The organism is Methylorubrum populi (genome assembly GCF_002355515.1).
Lineage (GTDB): Bacteria > Pseudomonadota > Alphaproteobacteria > Rhizobiales > Beijerinckiaceae > Methylobacterium > Methylobacterium populi_A.
Genome location: NZ_AP014809.1, coordinates 182,650 through 202,487 on the forward strand (window position 1 = coordinate 182,650; position 19,838 = coordinate 202,487).

At 70.2% G+C, this 19,838-nt stretch carries 15 protein-coding genes; 8 read left to right on the forward strand and 7 right to left on the reverse strand.

The annotated features are described in order from the left end of the window. Nucleotides 1-47 precede the first annotated feature (47 nt). On the forward strand, nucleotides 48-1,058 hold the full coding sequence (locus MPPM_RS00875) for an HWE histidine kinase domain-containing protein (RefSeq protein WP_244573440.1): 1,011 nt from the start codon (nucleotides 48-50) through the stop codon (nucleotides 1,056-1,058). A gap of 34 nt (nucleotides 1,059-1,092) precedes the next feature. On the opposite strand, the gene MPPM_RS00880 is transcribed toward MPPM_RS00875, so the two are convergent. Both MPPM_RS00880 and MPPM_RS00885 read right to left on the reverse strand, forming a co-directional pair. Then, nucleotides 1,093-1,347: a hypothetical protein gene (locus MPPM_RS00880; RefSeq protein WP_096483028.1), complete on the reverse strand. Its 255-nt coding sequence runs from the start codon at nucleotides 1,345-1,347 to the stop codon at nucleotides 1,093-1,095. Nucleotides 1,348-1,497: 150 nt separating this feature from the next. After that, nucleotides 1,498-1,962 (reverse strand): DUF3597 domain-containing protein, encoded by a 465-nt coding sequence (locus MPPM_RS00885; protein WP_096483030.1) that lies wholly within the window; start codon nucleotides 1,960-1,962, stop codon nucleotides 1,498-1,500. 333 nt (nucleotides 1,963-2,295) lie between these two features. Between MPPM_RS00885 and MPPM_RS00890 the strand changes: the two genes are divergently transcribed. Continuing rightward, complete coding sequence (locus MPPM_RS00890) at nucleotides 2,296-3,168, forward strand: DUF6662 family protein (RefSeq protein ID WP_157914065.1); 873 nt, start codon at nucleotides 2,296-2,298, stop codon at nucleotides 3,166-3,168. A gap of 88 nt (nucleotides 3,169-3,256) precedes the next feature. Here the strand turns inward: MPPM_RS00890 and MPPM_RS00895 are convergent, their stop codons facing one another. Next, complete coding sequence (locus MPPM_RS00895; RefSeq protein WP_096483035.1) at nucleotides 3,257-3,751, reverse strand: YciE/YciF ferroxidase family protein; 495 nt, start codon at nucleotides 3,749-3,751, stop codon at nucleotides 3,257-3,259. A 152-nt stretch (nucleotides 3,752-3,903) separates the two neighbouring features. On the opposite strand from MPPM_RS00895, the gene MPPM_RS00900 reads away from it, so the two are divergent. After that, nucleotides 3,904-4,116 carry a hypothetical protein gene (locus tag MPPM_RS00900; protein ID WP_096483038.1) on the forward strand — a complete coding sequence of 71 codons (213 nt, stop codon included), beginning with the start codon at nucleotides 3,904-3,906 and terminating at the stop codon, nucleotides 4,114-4,116. Nucleotides 4,117-4,445: 329 nt separating this feature from the next. Here MPPM_RS00900 and MPPM_RS00905 read toward each other — a convergent pair whose 3' ends face one another. Then, nucleotides 4,446-6,863, reverse strand: a complete 2,418-nt coding sequence (locus tag MPPM_RS00905) for an MASE4 domain-containing protein (protein WP_096483040.1) — start codon at nucleotides 6,861-6,863, stop codon at nucleotides 4,446-4,448. 96 nt (nucleotides 6,864-6,959) lie between these two features. Further along, nucleotides 6,960-9,110, reverse strand: coding sequence for an ATP-binding protein (locus tag MPPM_RS00910; protein WP_096483042.1), 2,151 nt, complete (start codon nucleotides 9,108-9,110; stop codon nucleotides 6,960-6,962). Nucleotides 9,111-9,535: 425 nt separating this feature from the next. On the opposite strand from MPPM_RS00910, the gene MPPM_RS00915 reads away from it, so the two are divergent. The 3 genes from MPPM_RS00915 to MPPM_RS00925 all read left to right on the forward strand — a co-directional run bounded on the left by MPPM_RS00915 (nucleotide 9,536) and on the right by MPPM_RS00925 (nucleotide 14,854). Continuing rightward, nucleotides 9,536-13,564, forward strand: a complete 4,029-nt coding sequence (locus MPPM_RS00915; RefSeq protein WP_244573441.1) for a PAS domain S-box protein — start codon at nucleotides 9,536-9,538, stop codon at nucleotides 13,562-13,564. A 171-nt stretch (nucleotides 13,565-13,735) separates the two neighbouring features. Further along, nucleotides 13,736-13,999 carry a hypothetical protein gene (locus MPPM_RS00920; RefSeq protein WP_096483044.1) on the forward strand — a complete coding sequence of 88 codons (264 nt, stop codon included), beginning with the start codon at nucleotides 13,736-13,738 and terminating at the stop codon, nucleotides 13,997-13,999. 39 nt (nucleotides 14,000-14,038) lie between these two features. After that, the gene (locus tag MPPM_RS00925) at nucleotides 14,039-14,854 is read left to right on the forward strand and encodes an IS5 family transposase (protein WP_096483047.1); all 816 of its coding nucleotides are present in this window, start codon (nucleotides 14,039-14,041) and stop codon (nucleotides 14,852-14,854) included. A gap of 137 nt (nucleotides 14,855-14,991) precedes the next feature. On the opposite strand, the gene MPPM_RS00930 is transcribed toward MPPM_RS00925, so the two are convergent. After that, complete coding sequence (locus tag MPPM_RS00930; RefSeq protein WP_157914066.1) at nucleotides 14,992-15,762, reverse strand: coiled-coil domain-containing protein; 771 nt, start codon at nucleotides 15,760-15,762, stop codon at nucleotides 14,992-14,994. Between the two features lie 275 nt (nucleotides 15,763-16,037). Here MPPM_RS00930 and MPPM_RS00935 point away from each other — a divergent pair, with 275 nt between their 5' ends. Then, nucleotides 16,038-17,366 carry a Y-family DNA polymerase gene (locus tag MPPM_RS00935; RefSeq protein WP_432419837.1) on the forward strand — a complete coding sequence of 443 codons (1,329 nt, stop codon included), beginning with the start codon at nucleotides 16,038-16,040 and terminating at the stop codon, nucleotides 17,364-17,366. A gap of 48 nt (nucleotides 17,367-17,414) precedes the next feature. Here the strand turns inward: MPPM_RS00935 and MPPM_RS00940 are convergent, their stop codons facing one another. Then, entirely contained in the window at nucleotides 17,415-18,638 is a 1,224-nt protein-coding gene (locus tag MPPM_RS00940) for an MFS transporter (protein ID WP_096483052.1), read from the reverse strand. A 186-nt stretch (nucleotides 18,639-18,824) separates the two neighbouring features. Between MPPM_RS00940 and MPPM_RS00945 the strand changes: the two genes are divergently transcribed. Beyond that, a complete protein-coding gene (locus MPPM_RS00945; RefSeq protein WP_096483055.1) occupies nucleotides 18,825-19,718 on the forward strand; it encodes a LysR family transcriptional regulator in 894 nt (297 codons plus the stop codon). Nucleotides 19,719-19,838 lie beyond the last annotated feature (120 nt).

Sequence of the window (19,838 nt, forward strand, 5' to 3'; positions counted from 1 at the left end):
CATCGAGCTTCCGAGCCGGGCGACGACGGCTGTTCCTGGAGGGCCGTGTGGCCGTGCGCGACGAGACGGGACCAGGGGCGGCCGACCTCACGCTGCTGCGCGCGGCGGTCGAGGCGTCCGGCGAGGCCATCATCATCACCTCCGCCGAGCTCGACGAGCCGGGGCCGCGCATCGAGTACGCCAACCCGGCCTTCACCCGCATGACAGGCTACGCGGCGGCGGAGGTGCTCGGCCGCTCGCCCCGGCTCCTGCAGGGACCAAAAACCGACCGGGCCGTGCTGGACGAGCTTCGGGCTGCCCTGGAAGCCGGGGAGCCCGCGCATGGCGAGGCGGTCAACTACCGCAAGGACGGCACTCACTACGTGGTCGAGTGGCTGATCACTCCTGTGCGCGAGCCCGACGGACGCATCTCGCACTGGGTCTCGACGCAGCGCGACATCTCCGAGCGGCGCGCGGGCGAGGACCGGCAGGCGCTGCTGGTGCGCGAACTCCATCATCGGGTGAAGAACACCCTCGCCACCGTCCAAGCGGTGATGAATGCGACCGCTCGCTCGGCACTCTCCATTCCCGAGTTTACCCGCGCCCTGTCGGGCCGGATCGCCTCGCTGGCCCGGACCCACGCGCTGATCACCGAGGACCTCTCCCAGGCGGCCTCGTTCGAGAGCCTGCTGCGAGCCGAGCTCGGCCCCTACGACGAGCGCGGGCGGTTGGGCCTGGAAGGTCCCTCGGTCGTGTTACCGTCGGAACTCGCGGTGCCGGTTGGCATGGCACTGCACGAGCTGACCACCAACGCCCTGCAGCACGGGTCCCTGGCCGACCCAAAGGGACGGCTGCAGGTCACTTGGTGGATCGAGGATGGCACGGTAGGCCGGGGCTTGCGCTGGGACTGGGCCGAACACGACGGGCCACCGGCGCCGCTTCCGACGCGCGAGGGCTTCGGTCACCGGCTCCTCAACAAGGTCCTGGCCACGCAGACGGGCGCTGAGGTGGCGGTCGATTTCGCGCCGGACGGGCTGCGGGTGTCGGTCCGCATGCCCCTGCCGGAGCCGCACGCCTGAGGCCCGCCCGCGGCGCGCGGGACAACCTTGCGGTTCAGCCCTTTTTGCCGCCCTTCTCGTGGCGCCCGATCTCGGCTTTGCAGGCCGGCGATAGCTCGGCCATGTTCCTCCGGAAGCACGCCTGGACCTCCGGCCCGTCCGGCGGCAGGTCGCCGCAATAGGTCGCGTAGTCGCCGCTGCAGTGCTGTTTCAGGGCCGCCCGGTCGGCCTCGGCCAGCGAGCCGGCCCGCGTCTCAAGACCGCAAGCCGCGGACGCGAGGGCAAGCACGACAACCAATCGATGGAGCATGAGGCGGCGGTCCCGTCGAGGCGAGAGGCAAGGTGGCTGCTCGGTGACGCCGGCACGGCCGGCGCCACTGTACGGGTCAACTCGCCCGCGGTCGGACGGGTCCGCCCCCTGGCCGGGGCCGGCGTTCCAGGGGCCGGCCGATCTCGCGGATCAGGCATGCCTGAGGTCGTCCGGCACCTTGCCGCCGTTCTCGGCGAGCTTCTGGACCACCTGCTTGTGCAGCCAGACGTTCATCGTGGCCGAATCCTCCTTGTCGCCCGCGTAGTGCAGCTCGTCGGCGAGCTGCTTGCGCGCCTGCAGGCTGCTGTCGAGGTCGAGCAGCTTCAGGAGGTCGACGATGGACCGCTTGTAGTCGAGCGTCTGGCCCTTGCTCGACGCCAGGTCGGCGAGGACCTGGCCGACGTCGACGTTCGCTTGGGCCGAGCCCGCTGCGACCGGGGACGGCGCGCCGCTCATCGACGGGGCGACCGCACTGCTGGCCGAGCCGGTCGGGCCGTCTTCGCCCTGCGCCGCGGCCGACACGCTCGGCGTCTCCGAGGCATGCGGGGCCGCCACCTGGGCGCTCGCGCTGCCGCCGCCGAAGATCTTCGACATGATCGACCCGAAGATGCTCATCCCGTCCTCCGTTCTCATGGAAGCCCTGCCTTGGCCAGGCGCTCGACAACGGAGAGGCGGGCACGGCGTTCCCCGTGGAGACCCCGGCCGCACAGGTCACCGCCCAGGCCTTGGGCGGCGTGGTCGGCAACTCGCTTGTCACGGGCTAAAGTGAGGATGGTGGGTGGTGTGGCGGAACGGCAGCATCCAGGGGACGCAGCGCTGGTAGAGAATGCGTCGCTTCCGGAACCGAGAACGTGACCGTCCTTTCCTCGACCACGCTGCGCCTCGGCGCGGCCCTCCTCGCCGGCCTGCTTGGCCGTCGCCGCGCCCGCCTGGGCCGACAAGGCCTCGTTGACGCAGGACGCGCCGACGGAGGCTGGCGCTGGGAAGAAGGACGGCGAGCCCGACAAGATCGACACCGAGAACCTGTTCGGCTTCACCGAGGGCACCGACGTCGGCAAGAAGGGCGAGCAGGAGGTCCTCGTCGACATCATCGGCCGCTTCAGCAAAAGGCGGGCTGGCCCCGGCCTGTCCGGCTACGCCGCGGCGCAGCCCATCATCAGCTACCAGTACGACCTGACCGACAACTTCAGCATCGAGCCGGGCCTCTGGTTTGACGCCCGCGACAGCCGCAACGTCGCCGGCGTGCCCGACAAGTCCTTCGGCACCTTCAACGGCGGCTCGCTGGAGCTGAAGTACCAGTTCTTCAAGCGCACCGACCAGCGGCCGTTCAGCGTCGCCTTGCAAGTCGAGCCGGAATACGCGCGCATCACGCCCGTCGAGGGTCAGGGCGCGGACGTGTTCAGCGTCGAGACCCGCCTGATCGCCGACGCGCGGCTCCTGCCGGACAAGCTCTGGGCCGGCGTCAACCTGGTCTACGACCCGCAGGTGTCGCGCTTGAAGGGCTCGGGCGAGGTCGACCGGACCTCGATGCTCTCGGTCTCGGGCACGCTGATGGCGAAGGTCGCGGACAACCTCTTCCTCGGCCCGGAGGCCCGGTACATGCGCGCCTACGACGGCGCGTTCCTGAACCGCTTCGACGGCCACGCCGTGTTCGTCGGCCCGGTGCTGCACTACCAGGTGATGGAAAAGGGCTTCCTCACTCTGGCCTACTCGACGCAGGTGTTCGGGCACGACCGCGACCCGGACTTCTCGGACCAGGTGTTCAACCTCAACCAGTTCTCGCGCCACAACTTGCGCGTACGCTTCGGCGTCGAGTTCTGACGGCCGCCGCGCCGCGGAGCCTACCGAAACGCGCGCGGCTGACGCCTGTTCGCAGGCATCCGCCGCGTGGGGTAGGCTCAGCCCTGTCTTAGGCCGCCACCTGCTCCAGGGTCTCGGCGAGCTTGCTGGCGATCTCGTCGCCCTCGTAGATCTCGGACACGGCCTGCTTCAGCTTCTGCTCGTCCTCGGTGCGGCCGAGCGCCTTGGCATAGGCCGCCGCCGAGCCGAAGCCGGCCAGCCCGTAGTGGGACATCCGCTGGTACTGCGCGATGATCTCCACGTCGCGCAACTTGCTGTCGCTCGGCGCCTCCTGGATGCCGTGCTTCTTGGCCTCCGTGACGAGCCCCTCCATGCCCTTGCAGTGCTCGGGCTCGGCCTCGCCGCCGTTCTGCCGGATGAGGTCCTTGAGGATGTCGGTGTGCTTCTGGATGCCGCCGACCGAATGTTCGAGCATCTGCTTGAGCTTGGGATCGGAGACATGGCCGCCCAACTCCTTGATGGTCCTGATCATCTGGTCGTTGGCCGACCAAAGATCCTTCATTTCGTCCAGATAGACTTCCTTGAGGCTGCTCGGTGCTGACATCGATGTCTCCCGTTGGCTGCTCTCCTGGCAACACGACCTTGCTGGCGATGTTCCTGGGCCGTTTGCCGCGTCGGGACCGTACCGCCCTATCCCGACACAGATTCCCACTGGCGGGGCGAGACCTTCTAAACCGGAGGGTGTAAGTTGCCCGAATGGACGGGGACGAGACCGAACTCGACATGGTGAGGCGGCACGTCCGCGAGGGCGCGGGGCACGTCGCCAACCAACGCGCGCTCGTCGCCCATTTGAAAGCGGACAGCCTGCCCGTCGCCGACGCAGAGGCCTTGCTCGCCACCTTTGAGGACATTCAGCGCCAGCACGAGGCGCACCTGGCGCGGATCGAGGCCGGAACGCCGCTCGGTTAAGGGGGCGTCCCCGCCCGACCGGACGGCGCCGCCTCGTCAGGCATCCCGCCCCGGCTGGAGATCGACCACCTTGCCGGCCGGTCACTTCTCGGACGCGTCCACCCGAAGCCCCTCCGCGCCCTTGCGGGCGAGATGCCCGCGGGCACGTGCTCGACCAGCGGCCCTACGTCGACCCTGAAGGTTCACACGACGATGCCGGTCGCCGGCACCGCGAGCGCGGCGTCCGAGGCGTGGACCTTGGCGGCGATGCGCGCGGCCCCCTCCGCGCCGGTGACGGTCCGTCTATCAGCTTCGGCCCGCTTTCGCCGTGCGGGTCGTCCTCAATCCACTCAGCTCAGAACGACCCGCAGCTTGTTCGCCAGCTCGTCCCGCTGGTATGGCTTGCTGAGGAGCGGCAGGTCGGCCGGCACGCCGTGCTCGTCGAGCGCCGTCCCGGTGTAGCCGGAAGTCAGCAGCACCCGGAGGCCGGGCCGCAGGCGCCGGGCCTCGACCGAGAGCTGCACCCCGTTCATGCCGCCGGGCATCACCACATCCGAGAACAGGATGTCGATGCGCTCCGGCCCGCCCAGTCGTTCCAGGGCCTGGGCGGCCTGCGTGGCGGTCAGCGTCCGGTAGCCGAGCTCGCCCAGGCTCTCGACCGCCATCTCCAGCACCGCCGGCTCGTCCTCGACCACCAGTACCACTTCGCCGGAGGCGGCGCGGCGCAGCGGCAGCGTACTATCCAGTCGGCTCTCAACCGCCTTCTCGACCGAGCGCGGCAGGTAAAGCTCGATGGACGTGCCGCTCCCGGCCTCGCTCTTGATCTGCGCGTGGCCGCCGGCCTGCCGTACGAAGCCGTAGACCTGGCTCAAGCCGAGGCCGGTGCCCTTGCCGATGTCCTTGGTGGTGAAGAACGGCTCGAAGGCGCGGGCGCGCGTGCCGGCATCCATGCCGTGGCCGGTGTCCGTGACGGAAACGAGCACGTAGGCCCCGGGCCTTAGGTCGGGCCGGTCCGTGATCTCGTGCGCATCGAGGTGAGCGTTGCAGGTCTTCACGGTCAGCGTGCCGCCACCCGGCATCGCGTCGCGCGCGTTCACCGCGAGGTTCAGCACCGCGCTCTCGAACTGGCCCGGGTCGAGCCGCACCGGGTCGAGGCTCGCGTCGAGGTCGAGCCGCACCTCGACGGTCTCGCCGACCGCTCGCTGCAGGAGCGTCCGGAAATCCTTGAGCAGCCGGTTTGGGTTGACCGTCTCCGGCCGCAGCACCTGCCGACGCGAGAAGGACAGCAGCTTCTCAGTGACCTCGGCGCCGCGCCGCGCCGCCGTCATCGCCGAGGTCGCGAGCCGCTCCACGCGCTGCGCGTTGTCGGGCTTGCGCACGATCATGTCGAGGTTGCCCACGATGATGGTGAGCAGGTTGTTGAAGTCGTGCGCGACGCCACCGGTGAGCTGGCCGATGGCCTCCATCTTCTGCGCCTGGTTGAGCCGGTCCTCGGCCTCGTGCTGCCGGGTCGTGTCCATGACGATACCGGCAATCGTCGTCACTTCCCCTACTCCGTCGAGGTATGCCTTGCCCCGGAGCGCGATCCAGCGGGTGGCGCCGTCGTCGGCCCGTCGGATGCGGCAGTGCAAGTCGATACGCTCCGTGCCGCTCGCCCCATCCAGGGCAATGCGGACAATTCCGCGGTCCTCCGGGACGACGTGCTCCAGGAAGGTCTCGACGTCCCAGCTCGGCAAGGGCTGACCGTAGCCGAAGATCGCGTCGTGCCTCGGGGTGCGGCGCGAGGATCCGGTGCGCAGGTCGAGCTCCCAGTCGCCCATCTCGGCGGCTTCGAGCGCCAGGGCGAGGTTGTCGCGCGCCAGTTGCAGCTCCGCCCGCCGCGTCTCACGCTCCTGGGCCGTCGCCTCGGCCCGGGCGTACAGGAAGTCGACCTCGCGCAGGTAGACTCCGAGCAGGATGAAGCCGGCGACCAGCGCCTCCAGGCGGCCCGCGAACCAGCCGATTGTGCCGCGGGCGGCGCCCGGCAGGGTAACCAGGTTGTCGAACACCAGCAGGAGCAGCGAGACGGCCAGCCAGAGCTGCAGGACGGTGCGGAGCCGCGTGGTCCAACAGAGCACCGCGAGCGCCAGCACCGTCAGGGCGACGATGGCGGGCCCGACGCCCGAGGTGGTGAGCAGCCAATAGTCGTCGCCCTCCACACTCTTCGGCAGCAGGTGGACGTATCGCGTCACGACCACGGCCGTGAGCGCTGCGGCCGCCACGGTTCCAGCGATGGCGAGCAGGCCGACAGGGCCGACGCGCGCCGGTGGCACCGACCGGTCGTGTCCGTCGCCCTCCATGATGGCGTAGGCCAGCGCGAAAAGCGGGGGACCGAGATGCCAGAAGGTCCAGAGCCATGTCGTGGTGTCCGGCCCGGTCCCGAGCAGGCGTCCCTGCGCGAGGACGTTGGGGAACGACAGCATCTGCAGGAGCACGACCAGCGTCACGTACAGGCTGCCGGCCCCGAGCACGAGCAGCGACCCCGAGCGGGTGCGCTGGTACTGGGTGAGGAAGAGGTACGTGGTCAGGCCGTAGACCACGGTCAAGGCCGATTGGTAGACCGGTACGAAGCCCGGCATCGGCGGCATGGGCCGGCTCGCGAACGGAAGCAGTGCAAGCGTGACCGCGCCGAAGGCGAGGCTGACGAGGACGGCGAGCCGGCGTTGGGTCCTGCCGGCCCGGGCGGTGGCGAGGGTTGCGAGCGCGGGGCCCGCGGCGGCCGTGCCCATCGTGTGCTCCGTGACGAAGCGCGATGGCTGACCGTGCCGGTAAGTCGCTCGCGGAGCTCACGAGTACCACGGCTCCGGCCAAGGCGCCATTTGGGTCTACGTTTCCGAGGAAGCTGCACGGACCTTCGGCATGCGCGCCGTGGCCGTGCGCAGGACCTTGCCGACCTCCGCGGCCGAATAGGGCTTGCGCACGAACTCGAAGCCTTGGATCTCCTCCTTGGCCAGGACGTGGCTGTAGCCGGAGGTCAGCACCACCGGCATCTCCGGGTGGATCTCCCGTAGCCGCCTGGCGAGTTCGATCCCACCCATGCCCGGCATCACCACGTCCGAGAACACCGCGTCGAAACGGAAGGGCACTGCCTCGACCTCAGCCAGCGCCGCCTCCGCCGTCTGGGTCAGCACGGTCCCGTAGTCCAAGTCGTGCAGGATCTGCACGCAGAACCGGCCGATCTCAACGTTGTCCTCCACCACCAGGATGCACTGGTCGCCGTCGTCCAGCGGCTGCCCCTCGGGCTCGGGTGCAGGTCTCTCCACGCCCGCTTCGGCTTCGGCTTGTGGCAAGTACAGGGTGAAGGTGCTGCCGCGCCCGACGACGCTGGACACGTCGATGTCGCCGCCCGATTGCTTGGCGAAGCCGATGACCTGGCTCAAGCCCAACCCGGTCCCCTTGCCGATCTCCTTCGTGGTGAAGAACGGCTCGAAGATGCGGGCGACCTGGTCGCGCGGGATGCCGGATCCGGTGTCGGTCACCGCGACCGCCACGAAGGGGCTGGATGACCCCGCGTGTGCCCTGATGGCCGGCTTCGACTGTCCGCAAGCAAGCGCGATGGTCAGGGTGCCCTCGCCTTCCATGGCGTCGCGCGCGTTCACTGCGAGGTTCACCAGCGCCGTCTCGAACTGCACGGCGTCGGCCCGCACGAGGCAAGGGCTCTCGGATAACTGCGTCACGATCCGGATGCGGGCGCCGGTGAGGGAATCGAGCATCCTGGCAATGGCGCGGATGCGCTCGCCGGCATCGAACACCTCGGGCTTGAGGGCCTGACGGCGGGCGAAAGCGAGCAGCTGCGCCGTCAGCTTGGCGGCCCGCTCCACCGTGTCGGTCACCGCGTCGAGGTAGCGCCGTCGCCGTTCCTCCGGCAGGTCGGGCCGCCGCAGGAAGTCGGTAGAGGACCGGATGATGGTGAGCAGGTTGTTGAAGTCGTGCGCGACGCCCCCCGTGAGCTGGCCGATGGCCTCCATCTTCTGCGCCTGAACGAGCGCATCCTGGGCCTCGGCCAGCGCCTGGGTGCGCTCGGTCACCCGCTGCTCCAGGGCCGCGTTCATCCCCTGCAGCGCCTCCCGGAGCTGCCGCTCGACGGTGGCGCGCCGGTCGATGTTGCGGGCCATCCGGATTGCAAGGGCGGCAAGCCAGAGGGTGAGGACGATGACGAGCAGCGCCGTGCCGGTCTCGGCCTCGGTCAGGCCGGCGCGGACCGCATGGAGCTGTAGCCAACCGAGAAGGAGCGGTGCGAGCACCAAGGCCGGCAGGAGGTGGCGCGTCAGGGCCCCTGCCTCGCCGGTGCCGAGGAGGGTGGCGATCCAGGGTCGGTTCGGCCGGCTGAACAGCACGCCGAGGCCGAGGACGCTCAGGGCGGCGGCGGTGACGAGCGCCATGCGGGAGAAGGGTCCGCCCTGATGGAAGGCGCCCAAGCCGTAGGCGTAGCCGAGCCCGCCCACCGCCGCGACGACGAGGCCGCTCAGGGTTGCGAGCAGGCCGGCGTGGCGCAAGCGCCGGGATCGGACGTCCTGGAGGAGGAGCCCCGACGCGAGGGCGAACAGGCTCGTCGCCGTTGCCAAGGCCATGCCGCTGCCGGGCTTGAGCGGGCCGAAGACGAGGCGCTGCGCCCAGTCGTCGAGGCGGAGGTCGCCGGGCGGCACGTACCGCAGGAGCCCTCCGGCGCCGATGGCCGCCGCCCCGGCGGCGAGGAGGCGTCCGGCCCGGCCGGTCGTCGCGGCTGCACCGGCTGCCGTCGCCACCAGGAGCGCCGACCCGAGCAGCAGGACGCCGATGGCGGTGAGCACGACCATCGGCGGCTGCCCGGGGACGATGCGTCTGAGGGTCGGGACGTCGAACCACCAGCCGGCAAGGACGGTCAGGGCGGCGGCGACCCCGAAGACGCCGCTCGCCCGCGCGATCCACCGGGCCCGGAGCACGATCCGCCTCGACTTGGCCTGCTGCGCCGGCACCTGCCGCTCGGGTTCAGCCATTCGACACCTGTTGGACCGGTCGTCGTCCGGCCCCCGGCCCCGTGCGTCCGTCCCCGTCGTGATCCCGCATCGTCACCCAAGCACGCCAACCTTGCCGGGACGGCCTGGCCTGCCGCGGCGAACAGGCCGGGCGAGCCGGTCTCGCCGGTCGAGACTGAACGCGCGAGGCGGTGCGCCGTTCGAAAACGCCCGGGGTGGCGGACGGCGGCCACGCGGGTGCGACACCTGTGCCGCCCTCCCGCGGGGCACGATTGCGTAAAAGGGAGGGGCGTAGCCTACGCCTCCGCTGCCGCCGAGCCCGCCCCTCCTAGTTGGGCGGGTGAGATCCGTCCTTCTGCCCCACGTCGGTTACCTGGTTTGATCACGTCCGCCATCCCCGCGCCTTCCCGTTCGTCGCCTGTCTCGACCTGGATCGGAGCGCGGTCGTGAGCGAGCCCGAGATCGAGCGACTCCAGCGGCGCGAGCGCGAGCTGGAGGCGGAGGTAGCACGCCTTCGTGGCGAGGGCTCCTCGCTTCGGGCCGCCCACTGCGAGGCGATCTTCGACTGCGCAGTCGACTTCGCCATCATCACCACGGACCGGGAAGGAACGGTCACGGCCTGGAACCCTGGGGCCGAGCGCATCCTCGGCTGGTCGGTCGGGGAGATGCTCGGTCAGCCGACCGGGACGTTCTTCACGCCTGAGGACCGGGCGTCGGGACAGCCCGCGGCGGAGATGCGGCGCGCCGCCGAGGCTGGGCGCGCGGCCGACGAGCGATGGCACGTACGCAAGGACGACTCCCGCTTCTGGGCCAGCGGGGAGCTGATGCCTTTGCGCTCGCCCGACGGCACGGACCTGGGCTTCCTCAAGATCCTGCGCGACCGCACCGAAGCCATCGCGCGGGAGGGCGAGACCCGCCGCGTCCGGGACGAGCTCCAGGTCGTCACCGACGCGCTGCCGGTGTTGATCTCCTTCATCGACCGGGATCACGTCTACCGCTTCGTGAACCGCAGGTACGAGACCTGGTTCGACCGGCCGGCGAGCGAGATCCTCGACCGGCCCGTGCGCGAGGTCGTCGGCGAGGAGGTCTACGCCGCCCGCCTGCCCGTCATGGAGCGGGCGCTCGCCGGCGAGGAGATCACCTTCGACGCGGCGATGCCCTACCGGGGCGGCGGCACCCGGGAGGCGGAAATCCGCTACATCCCGCGCCGAACCCCCGACGGGACGGTGGACGGCATCTTCGTGCTCGTCACCGACATCGCAGAACGCCAGCGCGCCCGGGCCGACCTGCAGGAGGCCGAGGACCGCCTCAGGCTGGCGCTGGAGGGGGCCGGCACCGGCATCTACGACTACGACCTCGTCACCGGCACGCTGACCTGGGATGCGCGCACCCGCGCCCTGTTCGGCCTGTCGGCGGACGACCCGGTCTCGTACGAGGACGCCTTCCTGTCCGGCGTGCATCCGGACGACCGCGAACGGGCCGACCAAGCCGTCCAGATGGCCATCGGCTCGCCCGAGGGCTTCGACATCGAGTACCGCGTCCTCGGACGGCGCGACGGCGTCGAGCGCGTGGTCGCCGCCAAGGGCGATACTGTCTACCGGGACGGCAAGCCCGTCCGCTTCGTGGGCACGGTCCGCGACGTGACCGAGGCCCGTACGGCCGAGGCCCAGGCGCGCCGGTTGGCGGCCCTCGTCGAGCAGTCCAGCGATTTCATCGGCCTCGCCGACCTCGACGGCAAGGCCGAGTTCCTGAACGACGCCGGCCGCAGGCTCGTCGGTCTCGCGAGCCTGGAGGAAGCCCGTCGCTACGAGGTGGCTGATTTCTTCGAGCTGGGCGACCGCCCGACGGTGCTCGGGCAGGTGCTCCCGGCGGTTCGCGAGACCGGCTTCTGGGAGGGTGACTTCGCCTTCCGCAACTTCGCGACGGGAGTGGCCGTCCCCGTTCACTACACCCTCTTCCCGGTGCGCGACGCGGGAGGCGAGGTCACCGGCTACGGCACCGTTACCCGCGACCTCACCGAGCGCCGGCGGCAGGAGTCCTTCAGGGACGGCCTGATCACGTTCGGGGACCGCCTGCAGGCTTGCCGCGACACCGCGGGGATGGCGGCCGTCGCGGCCGAGGTCATGGCACGGACCCTCGGTCTCGACCGGGCCGGCTACGGCACGGTCGACGAGACGCTCCGGTACATCGAGATCGAGCGCGACTGGACGGCACCCGGCGTCGCCAGCATCGCGGGCCACCACCGCTTCGACGACTACGGCGAGGTCCGTATCGGCCTGGAGCAAGGCCGCGAGGTGGTCATCACGGACGTGACCGCCGACCCGCGCACCGCCGGGAACCCGGGTCCCTTGCTCGACATCGGCGTCCGCGCCCTGATCAACGTGCCGGTGATGGAGCACGGGCGCGTCGTGGCGGTGTTCTTCCTGCACGACCGCGACGTCCGGGACTGGCGGCCGGACAAGCTCGCCTTCGTCCGCGACATCGCCGAGCGCACCCGGGCGGCCATCGAGCGCTTCCGCGCGGAGGCGAGCCGGCGCGAGAGCGAGGAGCAGTTCCGGGTCTTCGCCCAGGCCATCCCCAATCAGGTCTGGGCCGCGCACCCCGATGGCTCGTTGTACTGGTTCAACGACCAGTTCTACGCCTATTGCGGCGAGCCGACGGGTAGCCTGCTCGGCCCGGATGCCTGGGCCCGCATCGTCCACCCGGACGACGTCCTGCCCGTCGCCGCCGCCTGGGACCATGCCCGTGCGACCGAGACCGTCTACGAGACCGAGTACCGGGTAAGGCGCGCCGACGGCGCCTATCGCTGGTTCTTGGTGCGGGGCGAGCCGGTTCGGGACCCCGCGGGTCGGGTCACCCGCTGGGTTGGCACCAACACCGACATCGAGGACCAGAAACAGGCAACCGCCGAGCTGGCGCGTTTGGCCGGCAACCTGGAGCAGCAGGTCGAGGAGCGCACGCGCGACCGCGACCGCATGTGGCGCCTGTCCTCGGACGTGATGCTGGTGGCGCGGTTCGACGCGACCATCGTGGCGGTGAACCCGGCCTGGACGGCGCTGTTCGGCTGGAGCGAGGCCGAACTCATCGGGCGCTCGTTCATGGACCTTGTGCACCCGGACGACGCGGCCTCGACTGCAGCGGCGGCCGGCGACCTCTCGGATGGCTCCATCATCCCGCGCTTCGAGAACCGCTACCGGCACAAGGACGGGAGCTACCGCTGGCTGTCCTGGACGGCTGTGCCGGACGAAGCGTTCATCCACGCGGTCGGGCGAGACGTCCAGGCCGAGAGAGAGGCCGCCGAGGCGCTCACCAAGACCGAGGAGGCGCTGCGGCAATCCCAAAAGATGGAGGCGGTCGGACAGCTCACCGGTGGCATCGCCCATGATTTCAACAACCTGCTCGCCGGTATCTCCGGCTCCCTGGAGCTGATGCAGACCCGCTTGAGCCAGGGGCGGCTGACCGATCTCGACCGCTACATGACAGCCGCTCAGGGCGCGTCGAAGCGGGCCGCGGCCCTCACGCACCGATTGCTTGCCTTCTCGCGCCGGCAGACGCTGGACCCGAAGCCCACCAACGTGAACGCGCTCGTCCACGGGATGGAGGACCTGATCCGTCGAACCGTGGGCCCGTCCGTGCACATCGAGGTGGTCGGGGCCGCGGGCTTGTGGCCCGCGCTGGTCGACCCGCCGCAGCTTGAGAACGCGCTGCTGAACCTGTGCATCAACGCCCGCGACGCCATGCCCGAAGGCGGCCGCATCACCATAGAGACCGCCAACAAGTGGCTCGACGACCGGGCCGGGCGGGAGCGCGACCTGCCGCCGGGCCAGTACCTCTCGCTCTGTGTCACCGACACCGGCACCGGCATGACGCCCGACGTCATCGCCAAGGCGTTCGACCCCTTCTTCACGACCAAGCCCCTCGGCCAGGGCACCGGGCTGGGCCTCTCCATGATCTACGGGTTCGCCCGGCAGTCGGGCGGGCAGGTGCGGATCTACTCCGAGGTCGGCGAGGGCACCACGATGTGCATCTACCTGCCCCGGCACTACGGCGAGACGGAAGGTGACGAGGGTCTCCCGGACCTTGCCGGCGCCCCCCGCGCCGAGCAGGGTGAGACGGTGCTAATCGTCGACGACGAACCGACGGTGCGGATGCTGGTCACTGAGGTGCTGGAGGATCTGGGCTACACCGCCATCGAGGCCGCCGACAGCGTCGCCGGGTTGAAGGTGCTGCAATCGGACGTGCGCATCGATCTTCTGGTGACGGACGTCGGCCTGCCCGGCGGCATGAACGGGCGTCAGATGGCGGACGCGGGCCGCGTGAAGCGGCCGGACCTGAAGGTGCTGTTCATCACCGGCTACGCGGAGAACGCGGCAGTGGGCAACGGGCACCTCGACCCCGGCATGGCGGTCCTGACGAAGCCCTTCGTGATGGAGGCGCTCGCCTCGCGCATCAAGGAGCTGATCGCCGGCCCCTGACGGTGGAGGGCCGAACGTGGCCGAAGGCCACGGCACGAGGCGCGGACCGGTTACGCCAAGGGTCCACCGCTCCTCGTGGGCGACGGGCCTGGGGGCCAGGGCAGCGCCCATCGGGACCGTGTTTGCCGCGCCAGCCGGAACCGTCGGAGGTCACGCGGCGCTACTAGCGACATGGACAGCCTCGACGACACCGTGCGCACGATCCTCGCCCTCGCGGCTTCCTACAGGCCCGGCACCATCGTGCGGGCGGAGCGGGTCGTGGATGCCTACCTCGACGATTTCGAGGGCTACCGGGGGCGTAGGGCCGCGATGGATGCGCTGCTCCATGAGCTCGCCTTGCCGGAGCGCCGCGCTCGCAATCGAGGCGGCTTGTTCGAGCTGATCGAATTGCACCTCAAGCGCCGGCACGGCCAGATGGCGCACCTGTTCAACTAGAGGCTGTTACGGACCTGGGGCTGCGCCAGTTTCTGGGGGATGCAGTCCCGCCGCGCCTACCCGTCCGATGTCAGCGATGAAGAATGGGCGTTGGTCGCCCCTTATCTGACGCTGCTGCCCGAGACCGCCGCCCAGCGCGAGCACAGCCTGCGGGACGTGTTCAACGGGCTACGCTACGTCGTGCGCTATGGCGTGGCTTGGCGTGCGATGCCCCACGATCTGCCGCCCTGGCACGCCGTGTACGATCAGGCCCAACGCTGGCTCCGGGCCGGCTGCTTCGAGAACCTGGTCCAGGATCTGCGGGCCGTGTTGCGCCTGGCGGCAGGCCGGGCCGAGGAGCCCTCCGCCGTCGTGCTTGATAGCCGCACCTTGCGTTCGACGCCCGAGAGTGGCGCCCGCGCGGCCTGGGACGGACACAAGCGCACCCGTGGCTCGAAGCTGCACGCGGCCGTCGATACGCTCGGCCAAGTGCTGGCGCTGCACGTCACGCCCACCAATGCCGATGACCGCGCTGCTGTAGCGGCCCTGGCCGACGCCGTGCAGGAGGCGACCGGTGACAGCGTCGATCTCGCCTATGTCGCTCAGGGCTACACGGGCGAGCGCGCGGCGAAAGCGGCGGCTGATCACGGCATCGCCCTGGAGGTCGTGAAGTTGCCTGAGGCCAAGCGCGGCTTCGTCTTGCTCCCGCGACGGTGGGTGGTCGAGCGCGCCTTCGCCTGGATGGCCCGCTTCCGCCGCTTGGCCCGCGACTACGAGCGTCTACCTGCCACCTTGGCCGGATTGCACCTCGTCGCCTTCAGCGTCCTGCTTCTCCGCAGGGCTGCCGAATTCACATCAGTCCGTAACAGCCTCTAGGCGTCGAGCAAGCGTCGCTTCGAAGCCGATCCGCGCGTCAACCCCGAAGGTAACGGCGTCGACGGATCGTTACCGTGGCTACGCGGCAAAGGGTGGCGCTCCCGTAGCGACCAGGCACGGGCGTTACCAAACGTTCGTCACGACACGTTCGAGGCCGCCTCTCGTCCGACCCGGGTCACGTCGTATCGTCCATCGGGGAGTTCCGTCAGACCGTGCCGGTTGCGGGTCGTGCGTTCCGCCAGGGCCTTCTTCAGGATTCGGGCATCGATCGGCCGGAATGCCTTCCGGGCCAGCGCCAGGTCGTCCTCCCCGATGGAGGCGAGGAGTTGGTCAAGGCGCTGGGGGCCTTCCGACCGGATCCTCGCGGCGAACCCGCGCATGATCTGCTGCCAGAAGAAGCGTGACGTGGCCGCGCTCGTGCCGCGCTTGCGCCTCCCGGTCGGAGCGTCGGCGGGCGGCGTCCCGGGGCCGGCGTGCAGGGCGGCGATCTCGGTCCTGAGGGCCCGGTTCTCGCGGGCGAGGCAGTCGACGACCTCCTCCAGGTCGGCGATCCGGTCGAGGAGCCCATCGGTGCTGGCCGCGTACGGGAGCTTTGCGGCGAGTGCTCCGTCGGCGTCCGTAGGGGTCCGGCCGGCGCGCATCGCCAGCAAGGCGAAGTCGGCAATTGCCTTCTCCATCGCCTTCGGCAGGTCGAGGGCGGCGAGGCGAGGCTTGTACCGGCGCCGTGCGCGCCAGTCTGCGAAGGGAGCTTGCAGGTCGCGATCGGAGGTGCCCCGGCCCCGGTCGGCCTCCAGCGCCTTCTGGAGGCTCGTGTAGGTGACGGGCTCCCCCTTCTCGACGAGGGCGTCGGCCAGGGCGTCGAACAAGGGCTGGGCGATCATGGCGGCTGGCTCGGGGGCTCGGGCCATCCTCGCCGACGATCCGTGAAGAACCCCTTCCGGTATCGGTGGAACGACGGCGTTACCGCCTTGTGGCGCGCCCGGTCGCTCGGTAACCCTTGGCCCATGACTCGCGTCGGGATCCGAAAACCCTGAGGGCCGGCCGGCTCCCCGGGAGCCGCGATCCTCCCTGCCGTCGGCCGACCCGGCCCGACGTGCGCCACCCTCCCCGCACGGGCGGCCGGTCCCGGCCGCCGACCCAGGCCATGCACGAAAACCTAATCGATGCGGGACATCCTCGCGGGATGCCGATCGCCTACTCCTACATCCGCATGTCACGGCCCGAGCAGATGCGCGGCGACACCCTGTCGGACGGCAACAGCTTCTACTGCTCATGCGAGCGGGTCTTCGACGCCCGGCTCGCGCGAGTGCCGGTGATCGTGCTCTCGAACAACGACGGCTGCGCCATCGCCCGCACCAGCGAGGCCAAGGCGCTAGGCATCCGCATGGGCGAGCCGTACTTCAAGATCCGGGAGATGTGCCGGGCGCAAGGCGTACGGGTCTACTCGTCGAACTACGCCCTCTACGGCGACATGTCGGCCCGGGTGAACGCGGTCTACCGGGGCTTCTCGCCCCGGATCGAGGTCTACTCGATCGACGAGAGCTTCCTCGACCTCTCGGACGTGCGCGCGGGGGACCGGATGACGCTCGCCCGGGACATGCGCGCGACGGTGCGGGCCTGGACAGGCATCCCGACCTGCGTCGGCATCGGCGCGACCAAGACGCTCGCCAAGCCCGCCAACCACGTCGCCAAGACGGTGCCGGAACTCGGCGGCGTCTGCGACCTCACCGACCCGGTGCAGTACGATCACTGGATGGCCCGGATCCCGCCCGACGAGATCTGGGGCGTGGGGCCGGCCAACGCGCGCAAGCTGGAGGCGCTCGGCTGCGAGTGCGTCGCGGACGTGCGCGACCTCGACACCCGGGCAGTGCGCAAGGCCATGACGGTGGTGGGCGAGCGCCTGGTTCAGGAGCTGCGCGGCGTGCCCTGCCTCGACCTGGAGGAGATCGCCCCGACCCGGAAGGGCAGTGCGGTGACCCGGAGCTTCTCCGGCCGGGTCGAGGATCTCGCCACCATGGAGCAGGCGGTCGCCGCGCACGCGACCCGGCTCGGGGAGAAGCTGCGCCACGAGGGACTCGGGACCGATCACGTCACGGTCTTCTTCCACACCTCGGATCACGACCGCGACCGGCCGCAGCGCTCGGTCTCGACGGTGGTGGGTCTGCCCGAGGCCTCGAACGACACCCTGGTGCTGCTGAAGGCGGCGACGCACGGCGTGCGCAAGGTCTGGCGGGACGGCTACCGCTACGCGAAGGCCGGGGTGGTCACGACCGACCTCGTGCCGCTGGCCGCCTCGCAGCGGGCCCTGCCCGGCCTCGGCCGGCTCGACCGGGAACACGGGGCGGCGCTGATGGCGGCGCTCGACGCCTGCAACGGCCGGTTCGGCCGCGGGGCCGTCGTGCCCGCGGCGGCTGGGCTCGTGGCGCGGCGCGACTGGTCGACGAAGTTCGAGATGCGCTCGCCCCGCTACACCACCCGTCTGGACGAATTGCCGGTGATCGCCGCGGCCTGAGTCGGGCCGGGGCCTTCCCGTCGCCGGCTTCGGAGATGGCGACGGAGCTCAAGCCGTCCCATGAGCCTGGTTTCCGCCGAGGGTGGCACGGCCGCCGCGAGCGACCATGGCCGCCGCGATGGCGCAGGCGACGAGCACGAGTGCGCCGAAGGTGAACGTCGTCCGGTAGCCGCCATGGTCGAACAGCAGCCCTCCGAAGGCCGCGCCGCCCGTGATGGCGAGCTGGACCACGGCGACCATGAGCCCGCCACCCGCCTCGGCCTCGTCCGGCAAAGCCTTGCTCACCCAAGTCCACCAGCCGACGGGCGCGGCCGTGCCGATCAGGCCCCATAACGCGAGCAGGACGGCCACCGCCGGCAGGCTCGGGCCCAAGGCGATCAGACCCGCCGCGAGCAGCGCCATCGCCAGCGGCATGGCGACCAGCGCGCTGTGGAACCAGGCCTGTAGGACGCGGCCGATCAGCGACGTCCCGACCAGGCCCGCGACGCCGAGCACCAACAGCAGGGCTGACAGGGTCGAGACGTCGACGCGGGTCACCGTCTCCAGGAACGGCCGCAGGTACGTGAACAGCGCGAACTGGCCCAGGAAGAACAGGGCGGCCGCGGCCATGCCGAGCGGCACCAGCGGCCGTTGCAGGACCTTGAACGTGGCGAAGGCGTCAGCCCGCGTCCGGTTCGGCATCGCCGGCAGGGTGAGGAACAGCCAGGCGAAGGTGATCGCGGCGACCGGCACGACGCAGAAGAAGGCCCCGCGCCAGCCAATGTACTGCCCCAGGAAGCTGCCGAGCGGCGCGGCGATCGTGGTGGCCAGCGCGTTGCCGCCGTTGAGGATGGCGAGGCCGCGCGGCACGTCTTTCGCCGGGACGAGGCGCATCACCGTCGCGGCCGATAGGGACCAGAATCCGCCGATGACCATGCCGACGAGCGCCCGACCGCCGAGGAAGATCACGGCGTTGGGCGCGAATGCGACGACCAACCCGGAGACCAGCATCAGCACGGTCAGCCCGAGCAGGAGCGTACGCCGGTCGAGCCGTGGGGTCGCCGGTGCAATGAACAGGCTGGTCAGCACGGCAAATAGGCCGGAGACCGCGATGGCCTGCCCCGCCTGTCCCTCGGTCAGGTGCAGGTCGGTGGCGATGGGCGTGAGCAGGCTCACCGGCATGAACTCGGACGCCACCAGGGTCGCCGCGCACAAGCTCATCGCGACCACGGCCCCCCAGGAAGCGCGGCCCGGCTCGATGGCGAGGCCGGCCGGTGCGGTTTGTACTGCCATGTCGATTTCCCGTGCGGATGGGAGGCGGCACGGCCGTGCCCTGCCGGGCCGCCGGCCGGGCCGCCTCCTCGCGTTCGTTCTTGAAGGGGTGTTGCCCCGGGGCCGAGGCTCACGCTCGATGTAGCGGGTCCGCACCCATTCGATTAGATGCTCAAACGCGCTAAGCGTTATAGTCAGGATTTATGAATGCTGCGGGAGAACGTCGGCGACTTGGCGGCCTTCCTGGCGGTTGCCCGCACGGGCAGCTTTACCCGTGCCGCGAAGCAGCTGGGCGTGTCCCAGCCCGCCCTGAGCCACGCGATGAAGGAACTCGAACGCCGGCTTGGGCTGCGCCTCCTCAACCGGACCACGCGCAGCGTGGCCACCACGGAGGCCGGCGAACGCCTGCGGCGCCGCATCGCCCCGCATTTCGACGGGATCGAAGCCGGCCTGACGGAGCTGACCGAACTGCGTGAGAAGCCGTCCGGGACCATCCGGATCACAACGTCGAAGCATGCCGCAATGAGCGCGCTGTGGCCGCGGCTGGCCAAGCTGTTGCCCGATTACCCCGACGTCCATGTCGAGCTGAGCCTGGACGCCGGGTTCGCCGATGTCGTGTCCGACCGCTTCGATGCCGGGGTTCGGCTCGGCGAGGCGGTAGCGAAGGACATGGTCGCCGTCCGCATTGGTCCGGACCTCCGCATGGCCGTCGTCGGCTCGCCTGCCTACTTCGAGCGATACCCGGTTCCCCGGTCGCCGCAGGACTTGGCCGCGCACCGCTGCATCAACCAACGGCGGGTGACCTCGGGCGGGCTTTACGCATGGGAGCTGGAGCGGGACGGACGCGAGGTGCGCGTGCGCGTCGAGGGTCAACTCGCGTTCAACGACGACGACATCATCCTGCGCGCCGCGCTGGACGGCTTCGGGCTGGCCTTCGTCATGGAGGATCTCGCCGCCTCGGAGATCGCCACGGGACGCCTCAGGCGCGTCCTCGAAGAGTGGTGCGAGCCATTCGCGGGCTACCACCTGTATTACCCGAGCCGGCTCCAGCCCTCGGCGGCCTTCACGTTGGTCGTGGATGCGCTCCGGCATCGGAGCTGATCAGGCTCACGCGCGCTCTATCCATGGGTGCGCGCCGGGAAGTCGGATCCAGCCGATCGGCTATGCCGCGGTTCCGCCGGCCAGCAAAGACGACGACTCCGATTTTAATGTCATACAACG

Excerpts from the sequence above, each read along its gene's own strand:
- MPPM_RS00880 (WP_096483028.1), bottom strand. The coding sequence starts at position 1,347 with ATGCTCCATCGATTGGTTGTCGTGCTTGCCCTCGCGTCCGCGGCTTGC.
- MPPM_RS00885 (WP_096483030.1), bottom strand. The coding sequence starts at position 1,962 with ATGAGCATCTTCGGGTCGATCATGTCGAAGATCTTCGGCGGCGGCAGC.
- MPPM_RS00895 (WP_096483035.1), bottom strand. The coding sequence starts at position 3,751 with ATGTCAGCACCGAGCAGCCTCAAGGAAGTCTATCTGGACGAAATGAAG.
- MPPM_RS00900 (WP_096483038.1), top strand. The coding sequence starts at position 3,904 with ATGGACGGGGACGAGACCGAACTCGACATGGTGAGGCGGCACGTCCGC.
- MPPM_RS00905 (WP_096483040.1), bottom strand. The coding sequence starts at position 6,863 with ATGGGCACGGCCGCCGCGGGCCCCGCGCTCGCAACCCTCGCCACCGCC.
- MPPM_RS00910 (WP_096483042.1), bottom strand. The coding sequence starts at position 9,110 with ATGGCTGAACCCGAGCGGCAGGTGCCGGCGCAGCAGGCCAAGTCGAGG.
- MPPM_RS00920 (WP_096483044.1), top strand. The coding sequence starts at position 13,736 with ATGGACAGCCTCGACGACACCGTGCGCACGATCCTCGCCCTCGCGGCT.
- MPPM_RS00925 (WP_096483047.1), top strand. The coding sequence starts at position 14,039 with ATGCAGTCCCGCCGCGCCTACCCGTCCGATGTCAGCGATGAAGAATGG.
- MPPM_RS00930 (WP_157914066.1), bottom strand. The coding sequence starts at position 15,762 with ATGGCCCGAGCCCCCGAGCCAGCCGCCATGATCGCCCAGCCCTTGTTC.
- MPPM_RS00935 (WP_432419837.1), top strand. The coding sequence starts at position 16,038 with ATGCCGATCGCCTACTCCTACATCCGCATGTCACGGCCCGAGCAGATG.
- MPPM_RS00940 (WP_096483052.1), bottom strand. The coding sequence starts at position 18,638 with ATGGCAGTACAAACCGCACCGGCCGGCCTCGCCATCGAGCCGGGCCGC.
- MPPM_RS00945 (WP_096483055.1), top strand. The coding sequence starts at position 18,825 with ATGCTGCGGGAGAACGTCGGCGACTTGGCGGCCTTCCTGGCGGTTGCC.